Origin of the sequence: Pseudobdellovibrio exovorus JSS (assembly GCF_000348725.1) — a bacterium.
Classification (GTDB): domain Bacteria; phylum Bdellovibrionota; class Bdellovibrionia; order Bdellovibrionales; family Bdellovibrionaceae; genus Pseudobdellovibrio; species Pseudobdellovibrio exovorus.
The window spans coordinates 2582351-2597974 of record NC_020813.1; the positions used below are offsets into that span (position 1 = coordinate 2582351).

Sequence of the window (15624 nt, forward strand, 5' to 3'; positions counted from 1 at the left end):
CTCGTGTTTTGCTGTTTTGTTTTACTTACTATTTTACAGGTGCAATTCGGTAAACGGCAGAGCCCCATATTTCACGTTCTGTATACGCAGACTTTAGCACACAGGCGAAAACCACTTCATTGCTATTGTTGATATCCACATCTCCAGCCAAACCTGGGAAACTTGGCTCTGCTAATACAAATGATTTTCCTAGGTCAGAAATCAACATATCGCCTTCACCTGTCAGACGATTTAACCCTGACTCATCGGCAACATAAATTCCGCGTAATTTTTTCTGATCGAAGGCTCTGAAGACGGCAACTCCGTTGTTGTTGATCTTCGGATTGAATGGCTCGATAACACTGATGCCCGCTTCGCCCTCTTTTGCCAATATCGTGTGTACACCATCTGTCACTTTAACAATCGCTTTCTTATTTTGAATGCGTGTTACGAACAAGATGTGTTTTCCGTTTTCAGACAAAGACACCACGTTGCCAAACCATTCATAAGCAGAGTTCGCATCCAGATCGCGATCAGCCGCAATGATTTCAGGTTGAGCCAACGGATTGTTGGTATCTAATACCACAACGGCGTCCGGAGCCGACTCTGACCACTCGCCCGCAGGGCCAAGACGTGTTTTGAATGCGATCTTTCCCGCGGTATTCGGCGTCGCACGAAATAGGAAAGAAAACGGCAATGCATCTGATAACGATGGCTTTTCACCCTCTGCAATCAGACGAGTCACTTGTCCATTTGCAAGTTTATAGAACTGACGATTATTATCTGCATCGACACCACGGAAGAACAGTTCTCCTTGAGTTGTCAGTTGTGGATCACCAAAGTAATTCAGTTTCAAAGTAGCCGATGGCTTTAAAACATGTTCTGTCGTCTGCGTATTGGCATCGTAGACAAAAACACCCAAGCTTTTCACTTCATTGAAAACAGAAAATGAAAGTTGTCCGTTACTGTTCAAACGTGGATCACTTAGGTATTCGTTCTCTGGCGCTTCATACACCACGCGTCCCGCTTTTTCTGCGGCGGTCTTAAACCAATAGCCCTGATTGCCACGCTCAGAAAAACTCATCAGCTTAAAAGCCACATCCCCACGATCACTGATCGCCACAGACGTGCTGTTCAGGTAACTGGGCTGTGGCAAATTATACGTATCGTAGCCATTAGCACGCGCCAATATTTCGGGCTCATTGTAGCTCGGCAAAGCATTCGCACAGAGTGGGAATGCCATCACTATTAAAATATTCAAAATAAGCTTCATATCTTATCCTTTCATGCCGCTTTTGCGCTGCGTCCGTAAACAGGGCCTGGCACCTTTTTCTACTCCGTAAAAATTTCGTACTGCTCTGTGTGGTAGCTCGGTTCGATTTTGAAAGCGATCGAGCGGCCCAATCTTTTTTCTAAAGAGTCCAATGTTTCTGATTCACTTTCGTAAACCCAATCCACGATCTCGGCATGGCAGTGAACGATCACACCTAATTTGCGGTTCGGATCGACCAAGCTGATTTGTCTTTCCAATTCACGGAAGATTTCGCCCGCGATGGTGTTCGTGCGTTTGATGTAGCCTTTGCCATCACAGTAAGAACAGGGCTGACATAGGCGTTTGATTAAACTTGGACGCGTGCGTTTACGCGTCATCTCGACTAAGCCCAGCTCAGACATAGATATGATATTGGTGCGACTGCGGTCTTTGCGTAACTCTTCTTCCAGAGCCTGCATCACCTGTTCACGGTGCACTTGTTTTTCCATATCAATAAAGTCGATGATGATAATTCCACCGACATTGCGCACACGCAGCTGGTGAGCGATTTCTTTTACTGCTTCTAAGTTAGTTTTTAAAATCGTGTCTTCTAGATCTTTTTTACCGACGTAGCGACCTGTATTGATGTCAATCACCACCAGCGCTTCCGCTTCATCTAAAACAATGTAGCCGCCGGACTTCAACCAAACTTTTCGCTCCATCGCCCGTGAAATTTCAAGATCAATGTCATACAAATCGAAAAGCGGTTTCTTTTCTTCATATAAGATAATGTTCTGGCGATACTTCGGCATCAACTGAGTTACGAACTTCGTAACTTTTTTGTAAACCTCAACATTATCTACCCAAACCGTTGTGACGTTTTCGTTCATCATGTCGCGAAGGGCGCGTAGCTCGACATCAAGCTCGGCGTGTACTTGTCCTGCGGTTTTTCTTTTTTCATAGTTCTTTTGAATCTCTTTACTAAGACGATCAAGATACTCGATGTCCGTGCGCAGAGACTCTTCGCTAGCGCCTTCGGCGGCAGTTCTGACAATCACTCCACCAGAAGGATTAATTTTTTGTACTAATTTTTTAAGGCGCTCTTTTTCTTCTTCATCTTCAATCTTGCGCGAAATACCTGTGTGCTTCACGTAAGGCATGTAAACCACACCCCGACCCGGCAAAGAGATATGAGTCGTGATGCGCGCCCCTTTCGTGCCCAATGGATCTTTCGCCACTTGCACCATCAAATGCTGACCTTCTTTGATCAGATCTTGAATCGGAGTTTTAATTTCACGCGAAGGACGGCTGTCTTCTGTTTCATCCGCCGCGCCTTCGTGATGGTGATCTTCATCTTCAAAAAAATCTTTTCCATCCGTAAGAATATCCCCCACATACAAAAACGCCGCTTTATCTAAACCGATGTCGACAAAGGCCGCCTGCATGCCAGGTAATACGCGAGTGATGATTCCGCGGTGAATGGTCCCGACCAAAGTCGGTGAAGTTTTACGTTCGATCTTTAAATCCATCAAGGTGCCCGCTTCAACATAGGCAACCCGAGTTTCTAGGGGGCGGACGTTAATCAAAATCTCAGCAGACATTTGGACCTCTTTTCTGTCTTGGTTCTGCTTTCGCTCATAACGCCCATGAGTTTGGCCATGGATGCGTATTTTTTGAGCTGAGGACCTAGCTTTTGCCACTCTGGGCGTTTTAGACCTAGGGCCTGTTAAAAATATCTCCATTTGTACCGAATAAAAGAGTGATAAGCAAACTGGAGAATAGCAAATGGCTACTATCGATGATCTTTTTAGATTAATGGTCGAACAAAAAGCATCAGATTTACACTTAACAAGTGGCGCTCCTCCGTTTCTGCGTTTACACGGCAACATGTCACCGCTGAATTACCGCCAATTAAGCAATCAAGATGTTCAAGGTCTTATTTTCGAAATCCTAACTGAAAAGCAAAAGAAAGCCTTCGTTGAAAAATGGGAGCTCGATTTCGCCTACGTTGTCGAAGGGCTCGGGCGATTCCGCTGTAACGTCTTCATGCAACGTAAAGGTTTAGGAGCCGTTTTCAGAACGATTCCTGAAAAAATTAAAACCGCACAAGAGTTAAATTTGCCTCCGGCTATTATCGATTTAGTCGATGCGGATCGCGGTTTGATTTTGGTTACAGGTCCAACAGGTTCAGGTAAGTCGACAACGCTGGCTGCGATGATTCAACATATCAACGCCACTCGCGAAGCACATATTCTGACGGTAGAAGATCCTATCGAGTTCGTGCATCCAAATTTAAAATCATTAGTGAATCAACGTGAAGTTGGCTCGCATACAAAAACTTTTGCCAACGCTTTAAAAGCCGCACTTCGTGAAGATCCAGATATCATTCTGGTGGGTGAGCTTCGTGACTTAGAAACAATTTCACTGGCGTTGACCGCAGCCGAAACGGGACACTTAGTTTTCGGAACACTTCATACCAGCTCGGCGGCGAAAACCGTGGATCGTATTATCGACGTTTTCCCACAGGGCCAACAAGGTCAGATCCGTACGATGTTATCGGAGTCTATCCGCGGGATAGTAGCTCAATCTTTGTTTACTCGTGCTGACGGACAGGGCCGTGTTGCTGCTTTTGAAATCATGAAGGGAACCAAAGCCATTGGGAACTTAATCCGTGAAGGTAAGATTCACCAAATCCCATCTATTATTCAAACCAGCGCTGCCCATGGCATGGTGCTTTATGAAAAATACGTGGACGACCTTGTTAAAAAGGGTCTTATCACATTAGCCGATGCCAAAACTTTCTTAGGAAAAGACGCGGCTTAAAAATCGCCCATCCGGCCCTTTGACTTCTGTTGAGTTTTAAAAGCCATAGTGTTATTTTTTAACACTATGGTAACTTTTGATTTTAGCAAGCCTCAGTCGATCGCGACTTATATTGACCACACTCTTCTTAAACCCGAAGCCACTAAACATCAGGTTCGTGTTCTTTGCGAAGAGGCTCTTACCCATCACTTCTTTTCGGTCTGTGTAAATTCGTGGATGATCACCACTTGCCGTGAAGTTTTAAAAAATTCAAAAGTAAATATCTGTAGCGTTGTTGGCTTTCCTTTAGGAACAGCAGAGTCCTCTGTAAAGGCTTTCGAAACAGGGCGCGCCTTGAACCTTGGTGCACATGAAGTCGATATGGTTTTAAATATCGGTGCCTTGAAAGCACAAGAGTACTCTTACGTTGAAAAAGAAATTCAGTCTGTTGTGCGCGCAGCAGAGGGAAAAATCGTTAAAGTGATTCTAGAAACGTGCTTGTTAACGGAAGAAGAAAAGAAAAAAGCCTGCGAAATCAGTGTGACCGCCGGAGCCCATTTCGTTAAAACCTCAACGGGTTTTAGTACAGGTGGAGCCACTGTTGAGGATGTGCTTTTAATGAAAGCGACTGTTAATGGCAAAGCACAAGTAAAGGCCAGTGGTGGTATCCGTGATTTGGCCACTGCCGCAAAAATGATTGAAGCTGGTGCCACTCGTTTAGGAACAAGCTCTGGAGTGCTTTTAGTTAAAGGCCAAGAAGCCGCAAACAAAGCCGCCTATTAAATCTAACTACTTTTTAAACTAGTCCCAGAAGCTAGTCCTTGATAGCGCCCAGACTTACATTGATTGAGTTTTAGTCTTAACGGTGCTATCTCTGAGAGATGCTACTTCCTGCAGAAATTATCAAAAAAAAACGCAACAATCTTGTTCTGACTTCAGAAGAGATTGAATTCTTTATCAACTCTTACACCCAAGGCAAAATTCCTGACTATCAAATGTCAGCATTGCTGATGGCGATATACTTTAACGGAATGAGTCCCGAAGAAAGCGTGGCTTTAACCAGCACCATGTTGCACTCAGGAATTACTGTAGATACCAGTTCGATCCCTGGCTTTAAGGTCGACAAACATTCCACGGGTGGCGTCGGTGACAAAACCAGTTTGATTCTGGGCCCTGTGGTCGCAGCAGCTGGTGTTTATGTTCCTATGATTTCAGGTCGTGGCTTAGGACACACCGGCGGAACGCTGGATAAGTTAGAAAGTATTCCCGGTTTTAACACTCAACAAAGCCTTGAAAAATTTATCGAGATCACAAAAAAAATCGGTACGTGCTTCATCGGACAAACAAAAGACATCTGTCCCGCTGATAAAAAAATCTATGCTCTTCGTGATGTGACGGCCACCGTTGAAAGCTTTCCTTTAATCTGCGCCAGCATCATGTCGAAAAAAATCGCCGAAGGCATTGATGGTTTAGTTTTGGATGTCAAATACGGCACTGGCGCATTTATGAAAAGTGCACATGATGCAGAACTCTTGGCAAAAGATCTAATTCACATTGCAAAAAGTTATGGTAAAAAAATTACCGCCTTGATCACGTCGATGAATCAACCGCTCGGTCGTTACGCCGGAAATGTTTTAGAAGTCGTGGAATGTGTTGAGATCATGCAAAACAAAACCTCGCTGGATCGCTTTGGTCGCGACCTGTACGAAGACACGCGTGAATTGTCGTTACAACTTTCTGCCCACATGATTCATCTTTCTGGAAAAACAAACTCTTTAGAAGAAGCCTACACTTTAGCAAAAGAAATGCTGGTGTCTGGCAAAGCCTTGGAAGTGTTCAAAAAAATGTGCCGCGAACAAGGCGGAGACCTTAACGGGCTTGTCTTACCAAAACAAAAACGTGATGTTCTTGCGCCCAAAAGTGGATACATCTCGTCTTTCAATGTGGAAAAAGTCGGCATTGCAGGAATTTTATTACACGCAGGTCGCCGTAAAGCGGAAGACACCGTCAATCCCACTTCTGGGATTGAGTTTCACGTCAAAATCGGAGACCAAGTCAAAGAGGGCGATGTGATTTACACAATTCTGGGTGATGAGCCGGAACTGTTTGATAATGCTCACAAAACCTTAACAGAATCCTTTGAAATCCACTTGCAAAAACCGGCTGATCACGTTTTGATTGAAAATATCATTACTTAGTTTATTTGCATCACGAGGGAGCTTTTATGGTTATCGAAAAACTCACTGAAACCGTTGGTTTTCTAAAGTCTCGTATTAAAAACAAACCTCGCATCGGTGTGATCTTAGGCTCGGGCTTAGGACATTTTGTACAGCACATGCAAATCGAAGTGGCCTTGCCTTTTGGTGACATTCCCAACTTTATCCCTCCGACAGTTGAAGGCCACTCGGGCAATTTGATCTTTGGTAAAATCGAAGGAATTGACCTTGTTGTTTTACAAGGACGTCTGCACTACTACGAAGGTCATTCGATGGAAACAGTGGTCTTTCCGGCGCGTGTGATGGCTCTTTTAGGAATTGAAATTCTAGTGGTGACCAACTCTGCCGGTGGTTATGGTGACGGCATGAAGGCCGGTGACTTTATGATCATCGAAGATCACATCAACTTGATGGGCAACAATCCATTGATGGGTCCGAACATTAAAGAGTTAGGTCCTCGTTTCCCAGATATGACTCAAGCTTATGATCCTGAGTTGATTGAAACAGCCGAGCGTATTTTCCGCTCACAAAAAACATTCTTCCACAAAGGCATCTACGTTGGCGTCACAGGGCCAACTTACGAAACTCCTTCTGAAATCAAAATGTTCAAAGCTATCGGAGGAAAAGCCGTCGGTATGTCGACTGTTCCTGAAGTGATCGCGGCGAACCACTTCGGACTTCGTGTCGCAGCGATTTCATGTATTACGAACTTAGCTGCAGGTGTTTCTGAAAAGAAATTAACTCACGACGAAGTAACCGAGACAGCAAAAAAAGTAGAACAAAAGTTCTGCGCGTTTTTGACTGAGTTCGTGACGAAGATTTAAGGTAGGCCGTACCTTATCCGGAAATATATGCGACTTGAAATCGAATTACTTTTCGTAATTTAATTCACGTCGCGCACGCGCTCTACTACTACACACTCTCTGCTGCGCTCGAATACGCTCTTAAATTCATATTAAAAAATTTTCATTTTCTTTCCACATTTCGAGGTGTTTTGTCTCGTAAATGTCTCGGTAAAATAGATAGTTTTATTCCTTCCATTAGCATTTGTTTTTATACCTAGCTCAATTCAAATAGCTGGACCTTTTCTCGACTAGTTCGCACTTATTTCTGCACCGAAGAGTTAACCATCCTGTGAGATGATAGATGTCACAGTTATACGGCTATCCCGTAACAGCGAATTATCTTTAAAGGAGTTAATTTGAAATCGGAGTTTCGGATATTTTCAATCATCACAATCAGTATGCTGCTAGCAGCTTGTGGTGCGAAAACGACCGAAACAGTATTTCCGACTCAGGCCGCTGGAATGTGTGGACAAGGCGCCAGCGAAAATCGCCTTGAAGATCGCTTCATCGTTCAATGGGAAGATGGTTCCTTCACTATAGAAAATGCCTCATCAGCAGATGAGTTCCGCAGCGGCTTCGTCAGAAAAAATCTGGCTTACATCAAACACGTGGATCACGACTACCGCGTGCAAATCCGCACTGTTGCCTCTGAAGACGCTTCTGAAAGCGGTAATGATACAGCTTCTGAAGCTGATAGTGGTAACGTGGATATGTTGTCCTCTTTAAACTGGGGACCTTATAGCATCCAAGCGGATAGCGTGTGGAATGACGGCGTCCTTGGCGATGGTGTCTTAGTTGGCGTTGTCGATGGCATGGTCGATGTCGGACACAATCAATTAGCTGATAATATCTATATCAACACAAACGAAATCCCTGATAATGGCATCGACGATGACGGCAATGGTTTTGTCGATGACTACAAAGGCATTAAAGTGAATGCCGGAGTAAACAGCCCCGCATTAAACCGACACGGAACTCACGTGGCGGGGATCGTCTCTGCCGACCCTGACTTTGGTCCAGTTTCTGGAGTGGCTCCCCGTGCAAAAGTAGTCCCTGCTCAATTTATTGGTAACGACGGCAGTGGCTCGATCGGTGACGCCATCATCGCCTTAAATTATGTGGCCAGTCGCGGTGCTAAAATCATCAACATGAGCTGGGGCTTGGGCTCTTGTGTACAAGTGCCAAACTTACAGGCGACCTTAAAACAACTGAATGATCGTGGGATTTTACTGGTAACCGCTTCTGGTAACGGCGACTCTAATGGTTTCGGTGTGAATATGGATGTGTCTCCGGCGTATCCATCGGCTTACAACTTCACCAATCAGATCAATGTGGCCGCGTCTAGTCGCCAAAGTGCCTTACTGAGCTTTTCTAACTATGGCGTTAAAAACGTGCATGTGGCGGCTCCGGGTGGAGGAATCTACTCGACAACTCCGAATAACCAAATTGAAACCATGAGTGGTACCAGCATGGCCGCCCCGATGGTTTCCGGCGCTGCTGCTTTGTTATGGAGCGCCATCCCCTCAGCTACCGCGGCTCAGATCAAACAGGCTTTAATTAGCTCGGTGGAGCTGCCTCCATCTCCGCTAAAAGTTTACAGCGGTGGCATCATCAATGTTTACCGCGCGCTGTCTGAGCTGAAATCGTTGACCTCGCAATAGTCACAGCCAGCATCGCCGCGCTCATCACTTCGTAAGCAGTAGATTCTTTAAGCGACACCTTAACAAAACGAGTCAATTTCTTCCTCTGTTCTTGTTGAATAGCCCTGCCAGAGTAGAATAAAAAGTCTAATAAATTGTAACCGCGCTCAGGCGGAACAAATACAGACAGCAGGAGCTTATGAGAATCTATATCAGCGACTTGAAAGATCATGTCGGTCAGACCATTGAACTTAAAGGATGGGCTTACCAAACTCGCGCATCAAAAAAAGTAAAATTCCTAGAACTACGTGATGGAACCGGAATCGTTTCTTGCGTTTTCTTCCCAGCAGATTGCGGAGAAGAAAATTTCAACAACTTCGAACAAATCACTCAAGAGTCTTCATTAAAAGTAACAGGCGAAGTTCGCCAGCATCCGAAGCACGCCAATGTTTACGAAATCGCCGTGAAGCATTTTGAAATCATCGGCAAATCAGAAAACTACCCGATCACTCCGAAAGAACACGGCACAGACTTCTTGATGGAAAACCGCCACCTTTGGATTCGCTCAAAACGCCAACACGCGGTTTTACGTGTACGTCACGAAATCGTGATGGCCATCCGCGATTTCTTTGATGGACGCGGCTTCACGTTGACCGATGCGCCGATCTTCACTCCTGCGGCCTGCGAAGGGACTTCAAATTTATTTGAAACAAAATACTTCGACGACAAAATGTACTTGTCGCAATCTGGTCAGCTTTACATGGAAGCCACAGCCCGCGCGTTCGGTAAAGTGTACTGCTTCGGCCCAACATTCCGCGCAGAGAAATCTAAAACTCGTCGTCACTTGATTGAGTTCTGGATGGTCGAACCTGAAGTGGCGTTCAACGACATGTACGACAACATGGACTTGGCTGAACAATTCACTGAGTACATCGTTCAACGTGTTTTGAAAAACCGCGCCGAAGAATTGCGTGTTCTTGAGCGTGACATAACAAAACTAGAACCGATCAAAGGACCTTTCCCTCGCCTTCACTACAAAGAGGCCTGTGAAATTATCAAAAAAGAAAATCCTGAGTTTATCATCGGCGACGATTTCGGTGCGCCGGATGAAACGATTATCTCGTCACAGTTCGACAAACCGGTGTTCGTGCATCACTATCCTCAGGCGATCAAAGCTTTCTACATGAAAGAAGATCCAAAAGAGCCGGGATATGCTATGGGTTGCGACATGCTTGCAACTGAAGGTTACGGCGAAGTGATCGGCGGCGGACAACGTGAAGAGAGCGTTGAAGTTCTGATCCAAAGAATCAAAGAACATGGTTTAGATCAAAAAGATTTCGAATGGTACTTGGACATCCGTCGCTACGGAAGTGTTCCGAGTTCTGGATTCGGATTAGGTCTTGAGCGTGCTGTCACATGGATCTGCGGTCTTCCGCACGTGCGTGAAACAGGATCGTTCCCAAGATTGTACGGTCGCGCTTACCCATAAAAATGTAGGCCGTACCTTATCCGGTAATATAACGCCGGATAAGGTACGGCCTACCTCAAAAAGGAATTCCCATGACGGAAATGATGCAAAAAAAGATCGCTGAGCTGGAAAAACGCAACGAGCTGGCTATGGCTGGCGGCGGTCCAGAGAAAAAAGCCAAACACAAACAAGGCGGACGCTTAACGGCCCGCGAACGTCTGGATGTTCTTCTTGATCCGGGAAGTTTTGTCGAGATGGATCGTTTCGTCACCCATCGCTGCACGAACTTCGGCATGGAAAAAAACAAACCTTACGGCGATGGCATCATCACGGGATACGGACGCATCAACGGCAAGTTGGTTTACGTGTCGTCGCAAGATTTCACTGTCACTGGTGGTTCGATGTCGCGTACACAGGCGAACAAGATCTGCAAGGTCATGGACTTGGCGATCAAAAACGGTGCGCCTTTTATTTCTATCAATGACTCCGGCGGAGCTCGCATCCAAGAGGGTATCGAATCTTTGGGTGGTTACGCTGACATCTTCACTCGCAACGTGATGGGTTCTGGCGTGATTCCACAGATCACCGCGATCATGGGGCCATGTGCTGGTGGAGCGGTTTATTCTCCGTCCATTACTGATTTTGTTTTCATGGTCGAAAATACCAGTTACATGTTTGTGACCGGACCAGATGTGATCAAAGCCGTGACTCACGAAGAAGTGACAAAAGAACAACTGGGCGGAGCCGCCACCCACTCGCAAAAATCAGGTGTGGCTCACTTCACCGCGAAAGACGACAAGCACTGCCTGTTATTAATTCGCGAATTGATGGGCTTTCTTCCGTCAAATAATTTAGATGACTCAGCAGCACTGGCGACAAAAGATCGTCCAGACCGCATTGTAGATTCGTTGAATGCCTTAATTCCGGATAATCCAAAAAAGCCTTACGACATGCTTCAGTTGATTTCTGAAGTGGTCGACGAAGGTTATTTCTTAGAAATTCACAAACACTTCGCACAGAACATCATTGTCGGTTACGCGCGCTTCAACGGACGTCCTGTGGGCATCGTGGCGAACCAACCACAGGTGCTGGCAGGGTGTTTAAATATCGAAGCCTCACGTAAAGCGGCGCGCTTTATCCGTTTCTGTGATGCTTTCAATATTCCAATTGTCAGCTTCGTAGATGTTCCGGGATTCCTTCCGGGTAAAGATCAAGAGTGGAATGGTATTATCACTCACGGGGCTAAGTTGTTGTACGCTTACGCCGAAGCTTCTGTTCCAAAAGTAACGCTGATCACACGCAAAGCCTACGGCGGAGCTTACATCGTCATGGGTTCGAAGCTTCTTAGAAGTGATGTGAACTTAGCTTACCCGTCAGCGGAAATCGCCGTGATGGGAGCCGAAGGCGCCGTGAACATCATTCAACGTGAAGCGATTGCCAAAGCCAAAGATCCAGCGACTGAACGCGCTCGCCTAACGGCTGAGTACGAAGAGATGTTCAGCAATCCGTATGTATCCGCAGAATTGGGTTATACCGATGAAGTGATCGAGCCGGCGTTAACTCGTAAGCGCATTATTGATTCGCTTGAGATGTTAAAAAACAAACGCGACATCATTCCGCCGAAAAAACACGGCAACATTCCGCTATAAGCGAAGGACGTGATATTATGATTACTCCTCCATTTAAAAAAATTCTGATTGCCAATCGCGGTGAAATCGCGATCCGCATCACACGCGCTTGCCGCGAGCTGGGCATCGGTTCCGTTGCTGTTTTCAGTGACGCTGACCGCGACAGCCTGCATGTGTTTTTGGCCGATGAGGCCTACCATATCGGGCCGTCTCCGTCGAAAGAGAGCTATCTGAACTATCGTAAGATCTTAGACGTGGCGAAGCAGTCCGGAGCCGATGCAATTCATCCGGGTTACGGATTTCTTTCGGAAAATCCAACATTTGCACGTGCCTGCAAAGAAGCTGGTATTGTGTTTATTGGGCCGACTCCAGAAAATATGGAGGCCATGGGCGATAAACTTTCAGCCAAAGCGCAGATGAAAAAGGCCGGAGTTCCTCTAGTTCCAGGGAGCGATGGCGCGATTGAAACTATCGAAGAGGCTCAGGAAGTCGTCAAAAAAATCGGCTATCCGATTATCATCAAAGCGTCAGCTGGCGGTGGCGGTAAAGGGATGCGTGTGGTCCGTGCTGATCACGAATTGGAAAGTGCGTTCCGCGCCTGCCGCTCGGAAGGTCTGAATTATTTTGCTAATCCTGCCGTTTACATTGAACGCTTTATCAACGATCCGAAACACATTGAAATTCAAGTTTTCGGCGATACTCATGGAAACGTGGTTCATCTTTTTGAGCGCGAATGTTCTGTGCAGCGTCGTCATCAAAAGATTATTGAAGAGTCTCCGTCACCAAGTGTGCCGAACGATGTTCGTTTAAAAATGGGTGATGCTTCTGTCAAAGCGGCGAAGTCGATCAACTACATCGGCGCAGGAACTATTGAATTTATTTTCGATAACAAAACCAAAGAATTTTTCTTCATGGAGATGAACACTCGCCTGCAAGTGGAACATCCAATCACGGAACAGGTCACGGGACACGATCTGGTGAAAGAACAAATCTGGGTGGCAAAAGGCAATCCTTTAAGTTTCACTCAGGATGAAGTGAAACAGACAGGTCATGCCATCGAAGCGCGTATTTGCGCCGAAGATCCAGAGACCTATCAGCCACACCCCGGCGTCATCCGCGCCTGCCGCCATCCTCAAGGGCCGTTCTTGCGTATGGACTCTTATGCCTACCCTGGCTATGAAGTTCCTATTTATTACGATCCAATGATTGCGAAAGTGATCACATGGGGAGACACCCGCGAAGAAGCCATTGATCGTATGGAGCGCGCTTTATCTGAGTTTGTGTTAACAGGAATTAAAACCAATATCGTTTTACATAAAACTATCTTGCAACATCCGAAATTTTTAGATGGCAGCTACACGACTCAGTTTATTGAAAAAAACTTTGAAGTGTTAGAACCAGAAATCTTTAAAGAGATCGAAGATCCGTTATTCTTAATTTCGGCGGCGATCACCGCTTATCAAGATCGTCAGTCAAAAGATGTAAGACGTTTAAATGTAGCCTCGAACTGGCGCCGTATTGGTCGCAAGATGCAATTGCGCACCTAATATAGTGCTCATGAAAGAATAGGAATTCACCATGTACTTTGAAGCCGAACTTAGAGGTAGAAAATATAAAGTCGATGTGATCGAAGGCCGTCACAATTGGAAGGTGTCTTTACAGCAGGAAGGTCAAGAGTGGAAACACTATGATATTCCTAAAAAAGACTTCCGTAACGCCGAGGAATACATCAGCTTTTTGTTTGAAGGCAAATCTTATCTGATTGATGTCTTGGGACAAGATACTGAATATACTGTATTTACTCGTAACTCATTCCGTATGATTAAAATTTTCAACGATGAAATGTTATTACATGAATCTTTGAAAAAAGGCGGAGGCTTCGGCGGAGACGACCAATTGAAGTCCGGCATGCCAGGAAAAATTATCGAAATCTTTGTAAAAGAGGGTGACGAAGTAAAAGCCGGCAAGCCATTATTAATTATGGAAGCCATGAAAATGGAAAATGAAATGCGCGCCGCGAACGATGTCGTCATTAAAGAAATCTGTGTGAAACAGGGCGACTCGGTTGAATCAGGTGCGGTTCTAATTAAATTTGAAAAGAAAGCTTAACAACACAGAAATTTTAACAAGGAGACATCATGGACAGCATCAAGAAATTAATCAACAACCCAGATTTGGGTAAACTTATCTTCCGCCTATTCGTCGGCTTAAGCATGGCTTTCGCTCATGGTTTGGGTAAATTACCTCCACCAGAACAATTAGTTCAAGGCGTAGCTTCTATGGGCTTCCCTGCAGCTGGTGTTTTTGCATGGTTGGCAGGTTTAAGTGAATTCGCCGGCGGTCTTTTAATCGCTGTAGGTCTTTTCACTCGTCATTCAGCCTTATTCTTAGGTTTCACTATGGCGACTGCGGGTTTTGTAGCTCACAGTGCAGATCCATTCCGCGTGAAAGAACTTGCCTTCCTTTACTTAGCATCATGCGTGTTATTGTTCTTCGCTGGTGCCGGCAAATACTCTTTAGACAGAATCATCAGAAAAAAATAATTGGGATAACTTCCTAAATCGTTAACAAACGAAAAGCGCCTCTTTTTTAAGGGGCGTTTTTATTTTTAAAGCTGAGTTCTACTGTAGATTCGCGTTTAGGCTTTTGGGACCAAAGATTTTTCAGCGTTTTCAGCTTCTTCTGCGGCTTTCTTTCTTTCGAAGATTCCAACCACAACAATCGAAACCTCATAAAGTGCCCACATCGGCACAAGAAGTAAAATCATACTCAGAGCATCCGGCGGTGCCGCTATTGCCGAAACGGCGGCAATCCCCACGACAGCAAAACGGCGCTTTTCTTTTAGGAAGCGCTGACTGACTAAACCCAACATTCCCAAGAATGAAATTAAAACCGGAAGTTGAAAGCAAAGACCAAAAACAATCGCGGTACGAGTCACAAATCCTAAATAGTGCTCGATGGTGATCATCGGTTTATCGATGCTTCCACCAAAACCCATCAAGAACTTGAAGGCCATTGGAAATACGATGTAGTAACTGAAAGCAAGACCCATCACAAACTGAAGCGTCCCGAAGAAAATAAATCCTGTCGCTAAACGCTTTTCGCGGCGGTATAAAGCTGGCGCGACGAAGCTCCAAATTTGATATAACCAAAATGGCGCCGACAATAGCAAACCCACGACAAAAGAAATTTTGATGTGAGCCATGAACTTATCCATCGGTGCGGTGAAAACCAATCCACCCGTAGGCAAGTACTGTTGGATCGGAGTTCTAATAAAATCAAAAACCTGTTCGCTGAATCCCCAGCAGATCAACATCCCAATAAAAATTGCATACGCAGAGCGTGTCATGCGAACGCGCAGTTCTGAAAGATGATCGATCAGCGACATATTTCTGTCTTGAGATTCATTTTGATTATCAAGATGGTTCATCTTTTTTGTCCGCTTTATCTGCTTGTGCTGTAGTCGTTGACTCTTCAATAAATGGCTCATGTCCATTCGATGGCTGAGTTGAAGGTGGTTGCGGTTGGCTCATTTGGGCATTCTGCTGTTGATAGGAGTCCGGAGACTTATTCGGATTATATTTAAAAAGATCTTCTGGTTTTAACATCGCGTCGCGCTTGATGTCGTCCCAGATTCCACCCGTATGGCGTTTCAGATCATTCACGAAACGTGCAAACTGACGAGCCACTTCTGGAAGCTTATCCGGTGGTATCACGATCACAGCAATGATGATCAGTATTAGCATGTGAGAAAAACTCATAAGTATCCCTGTTCACTTTGATGATCTCAGTAT

Annotated in this window: 14 protein-coding genes; 10 read left to right on the plus strand and 4 right to left on the minus strand. The window is 45.3% G+C overall.

The features are described 5' to 3' along the window. Positions 1-28: 28 nt before the first annotated feature. Both A11Q_RS12855 and A11Q_RS12860 read right to left on the minus strand, forming a co-directional pair. On the minus strand, positions 29-1252 hold the full coding sequence (locus A11Q_RS12855) for a hypothetical protein (RefSeq protein ID WP_015471259.1): 1224 nt from the start codon (positions 1250-1252) through the stop codon (positions 29-31). A 59-nt stretch (positions 1253-1311) separates the two neighbouring features. Next, entirely contained in the window at positions 1312-2832 is a 1521-nt protein-coding gene (locus A11Q_RS12860) for an Rne/Rng family ribonuclease (protein ID WP_015471260.1), read from the minus strand. Positions 2833-3016: 184 nt separating this feature from the next. Between A11Q_RS12860 and A11Q_RS12865 the strand changes: the two genes are divergently transcribed. The 10 genes from A11Q_RS12865 to A11Q_RS12910 all read left to right on the plus strand — a co-directional run bounded on the left by A11Q_RS12865 (position 3017) and on the right by A11Q_RS12910 (position 14373). Next, positions 3017-4054 carry a type IV pilus twitching motility protein PilT gene (locus A11Q_RS12865; RefSeq protein ID WP_015471261.1) on the plus strand — a complete coding sequence of 346 codons (1038 nt, stop codon included), beginning with the start codon at positions 3017-3019 and terminating at the stop codon, positions 4052-4054. A 66-nt stretch (positions 4055-4120) separates the two neighbouring features. After that, positions 4121-4816 (plus strand): deoxyribose-phosphate aldolase, encoded by a 696-nt coding sequence (gene deoC / locus A11Q_RS12870; RefSeq protein ID WP_015471262.1) that lies wholly within the window; start codon positions 4121-4123, stop codon positions 4814-4816. 98 nt (positions 4817-4914) lie between these two features. After that, positions 4915-6231 (plus strand): thymidine phosphorylase, encoded by a 1317-nt coding sequence (locus tag A11Q_RS12875; RefSeq protein WP_015471263.1) that lies wholly within the window; start codon positions 4915-4917, stop codon positions 6229-6231. Positions 6232-6257: 26 nt separating this feature from the next. Further along, on the plus strand, positions 6258-7073 hold the full coding sequence (locus tag A11Q_RS12880; protein WP_015471264.1) for a purine-nucleoside phosphorylase: 816 nt from the start codon (positions 6258-6260) through the stop codon (positions 7071-7073). Positions 7074-7450: 377 nt separating this feature from the next. After that, positions 7451-8755 (plus strand): S8 family peptidase, encoded by a 1305-nt coding sequence (locus tag A11Q_RS12885; RefSeq protein ID WP_015471265.1) that lies wholly within the window; start codon positions 7451-7453, stop codon positions 8753-8755. A gap of 178 nt (positions 8756-8933) precedes the next feature. After that, entirely contained in the window at positions 8934-10223 is a 1290-nt protein-coding gene (gene asnS / locus A11Q_RS12890; protein WP_015471266.1) for an asparagine--tRNA ligase, read from the plus strand. Positions 10224-10294: 71 nt separating this feature from the next. After that, positions 10295-11851 (plus strand): acyl-CoA carboxylase subunit beta, encoded by a 1557-nt coding sequence (locus tag A11Q_RS12895; RefSeq protein WP_015471267.1) that lies wholly within the window; start codon positions 10295-10297, stop codon positions 11849-11851. Positions 11852-11868: 17 nt separating this feature from the next. Continuing rightward, entirely contained in the window at positions 11869-13377 is a 1509-nt protein-coding gene (gene accC, locus A11Q_RS12900; protein ID WP_015471268.1) for an acetyl-CoA carboxylase biotin carboxylase subunit, read from the plus strand. A gap of 31 nt (positions 13378-13408) precedes the next feature. Beyond that, entirely contained in the window at positions 13409-13939 is a 531-nt protein-coding gene (locus A11Q_RS12905; protein ID WP_015471269.1) for an acyl-CoA carboxylase biotin carboxyl carrier protein subunit, read from the plus strand. A 29-nt stretch (positions 13940-13968) separates the two neighbouring features. After that, complete coding sequence (locus A11Q_RS12910) at positions 13969-14373, plus strand: DoxX family protein (RefSeq protein ID WP_015471270.1); 405 nt, start codon at positions 13969-13971, stop codon at positions 14371-14373. A gap of 95 nt (positions 14374-14468) precedes the next feature. On the opposite strand, the gene tatC is transcribed toward A11Q_RS12910, so the two are convergent. After that, positions 14469-15260: a twin-arginine translocase subunit TatC gene (gene tatC, locus A11Q_RS12915; RefSeq protein WP_015471271.1), complete on the minus strand. Its 792-nt coding sequence runs from the start codon at positions 15258-15260 to the stop codon at positions 14469-14471. Continuing rightward, a complete protein-coding gene (locus A11Q_RS12920; protein ID WP_015471272.1) occupies positions 15247-15591 on the minus strand; it encodes a twin-arginine translocase TatA/TatE family subunit in 345 nt (114 codons plus the stop codon). Before A11Q_RS12920 ends, tatC begins: the two co-directional genes overlap by 14 nt. Positions 15592-15624: the final 33 nt, after the last annotated feature.